Below are 2625 nucleotides of genomic sequence, written 5' to 3' on the forward strand. Positions count from 1 at the left end.
GTTCGACGTCTACCGCAACTTCCCCCAGCTGCAGTTCGTCGGCGGCCCGCTGGACGTGGGCGGCACCCCGCCGGCACCGGTCGAGGGCACCTTCGCCCGCCACGACGTCGAACCGCCGTTCCTGGGACTGCCGCACTCCACCTGCTACGGCGCCTACCTCTATTACGAGAACCGGCCCGTCGCCCCCGACACCATCGTCACCCTCGTCAACCGCTGCTTCCGCAACGAGGAACGCTACGAGCGACTGCGGCGGCTGCTCAGCTTCCAGATGCGGGAGATCGTGGCGATCGGGTCGTTCGAGCACACCCAGGACGTCATAGCCCGGTTCACCGAGCGGATCGAGAAGTTCGCCGCCGCACTGGACCTCCCGCTGGCCAAGGTGGCCGCCACCGACCCGTTCTTCGAGCGCGACGGCGGCCGGGCCCTCCTGCAGCGCCTCAGCCCGGTCAAGTACGAGTTCCAGGCCGACGGCCTGGCCATCGCCTCGGTCAACACCCATCGCAACTTCTTCGGCGAACGGTGCGGCATCACCATCGAGCCCACCGGCGAACACGCCTACACCAGCTGTGTCGCCTTCGGCCTCGAACGGTGGCTCGCCGCCCTGAGCGACCGGTTCGAGGGCGACCTGCCCAAGGCCCTCGCCGCCGTCGAAGCCGCGGCACCGTGACCGCGACAGCGGTGCGCGTCGGCGTGGACGTCGTCCCCATCGCCCGGGTCCGGGCCATGGCCGGCACCGACGACGGCGGCCCGCTGCACCTGATGCTCACCGAGGCGGAAGCGGAACTGTGCCGCTTCCCCACGGGGTGGGACCTCCACGGGGTGGCCGGACGGCTCGCCGCCAAGGAGGCGGTGTTCAAGCTGCTCCGCACCGACCAGCCGCTCCCCTGGACGTCCATCGAGATCCTCAAGGAGCCCGGACGGTGGCCCTACGTCCGGCTCGCCGGGCAGGCGAGCCGCTGGGCCGCCGACGCCGGCATCGAGGCCATCGACATCAGCATCTCCCACGAAGACCAGTTCGCCGTCGCCGTCGCCTCGGGCGCCGCGGCACGGCCCACCCCCAAGGAGGAACCCCATGCCGGGAACGACCGCGTCCAACCTTGACCAGGTCCGCAACTGGCTGCTGGCCCGGGCCCCGCAGCGCGACACCGTCGCCCCGGACGAGGACCTGATCACCGCCCGCCTCGTCGACTCGCTGTCCTTCGTCGAGTTCCTCCTCGTCATCGAGGAGGCCAGCGGCGCCGAGATCGACCGCGAGGCCATGGACCTCGCCGACTTCCGCACGCTGGAGGCCATCGAGCGGAAGTTCTTCTGATGGGCCGTCTGATCCACGCCGAGGACTACGAGAAGGGCTCGGTCCACGACCTCGGATCGCACAAGGTCACGGCCGAGGAGATCACCGCCTTCGGCCGGACCTACGACCCGCAGCCCTACCACCTCGACGAGGAGGCGGGCCGGGCCTCGGCCTTCGGCGGCCTCATCGCCAGCGGGTGGAACACCGCAGCCATCTGGATGCGCCTGTACGTCACGACCATGCTGCCCGACGCCGCGGCCGAGGGCACCGTCGAGGGCTCCCCCGGAGTGGACGAGGTGCGCTTTCTGCAGCCGGTCCGCCCGGGCGACGTGCTCACCGGCAGCTGCGAGATCCTCGGCTCCCTCCCCTCCCTCTCGGCACCGGACTTCCGCATCGTCCGCAACCGCGGCCGGCTGGTCAACGCGGAGGGCGCCGACGTCCTCACGCTGATCCTCAACGCCCGGTTCCGCTGCCGCCCCAAGCACTCCTGACCACCGCTTTCCCGATTGGAGCCTCCCATGAAGACCGTGTCCTACACGTCGCAGTGGACTGCGGCGGCCCGCGCGCTGGAGAGTGAACGCAGTGACGCCCTGTTCACGGACCCGCTGGCGCGGAAGCTGGCCGAGCCCCGCGGCTTCGAACTCCTCGACAAGTACGGCGGCGGCGGCCTCGTGGAGTTCGTGGCCATCCGCACCCGCTACCTCGACGACGCCATCCACGACGCGGTGGACCGGGGCATCCAGCAGATCGTCCTCATCGCGGCCGGCATGGACACCCGCGCCCTCAGGCTCCGGCTGCCGGCCGGCGTCACCCTGTACGAGGTGGACCACCAGGCCCTGATCGAGGAGAAGGAGAAACGTCTCGCCCAGCTGGGCGCTCCGGACCCCACCGTGACGCTCAAGCGCGTTCCGGCGGACCTCGCGGGGGACTGGGCGCCGTCGCTGCGCGCGGCCGGCTTCGACCCCTCGCAGCCCACCCTCTGGGTGCCGGAGGCGCTGCTCTTCTTCCTCACCGAGGAGCAGTCCGCCACGCTCCTGCGCACCTTCGCCGACAACTCGGCCCCCGGCAGCCGGCTCGCGGTGGACATCCTGAGCAAGGAGCTGCTGCGCAACCCCGCCGCCCAGTTCTTCCTGGCCGCCCTCAAGGCGGACGGCATCCCCTGGCTGTTCGGCACGGACACGCCCGAGGAGTTCCTGGCGAGCACCGGCTGGACGGTCCGGGAGCTCAAGGAGCCGGGCGAGCCCCCGCCGTCGCCTCCTCCGACACCGATGCCACCGTGAAGGCGCTGCGCCGACTGGCCGATCCGCGCGGACTCAAGGTGCTCGACCCCGGTC

5 protein-coding genes are annotated in these 2625 nt (G+C 71.1%); all 5 read left to right on the plus strand.

Annotated elements, in window-relative coordinates:
* A partial coding sequence (locus AB0K09_RS32140; RefSeq protein WP_366068924.1) for a hypothetical protein occupies positions 1-667 on the plus strand: 667 nt, incomplete at its 5' end.
* The gene (locus AB0K09_RS32145) at positions 664-1101 is read left to right on the plus strand and encodes a 4'-phosphopantetheinyl transferase superfamily protein (protein ID WP_366068925.1); all 438 of its coding nucleotides are present in this window, start codon (positions 664-666) and stop codon (positions 1099-1101) included. The genes AB0K09_RS32140 and AB0K09_RS32145, both read left to right, overlap by 4 nt.
* Entirely contained in the window at positions 1073-1312 is a 240-nt protein-coding gene (locus AB0K09_RS32150) for an acyl carrier protein (protein ID WP_366068926.1), read from the plus strand. The genes AB0K09_RS32145 and AB0K09_RS32150 overlap by 29 nt, the downstream gene beginning before the upstream one ends.
* Positions 1312-1782 carry a MaoC family dehydratase gene (locus tag AB0K09_RS32155; RefSeq protein WP_366068927.1) on the plus strand — a complete coding sequence of 157 codons (471 nt, stop codon included), beginning with the start codon at positions 1312-1314 and terminating at the stop codon, positions 1780-1782. The genes AB0K09_RS32150 and AB0K09_RS32155 overlap by 1 nt, the downstream gene beginning before the upstream one ends.
* A 27-nt stretch (positions 1783-1809) precedes the next feature.
* Positions 1810-2571, plus strand: a complete 762-nt coding sequence (locus AB0K09_RS32160) for an SAM-dependent methyltransferase (protein ID WP_366068928.1) — start codon at positions 1810-1812, stop codon at positions 2569-2571.
* Positions 2572-2625 lie beyond the last annotated feature (54 nt).

Origin of the sequence: Streptomyces sp. NPDC049577 (assembly GCF_040675635.1) — a bacterium.
Lineage (GTDB): Bacteria > Actinomycetota > Actinomycetes > Streptomycetales > Streptomycetaceae > Streptomyces.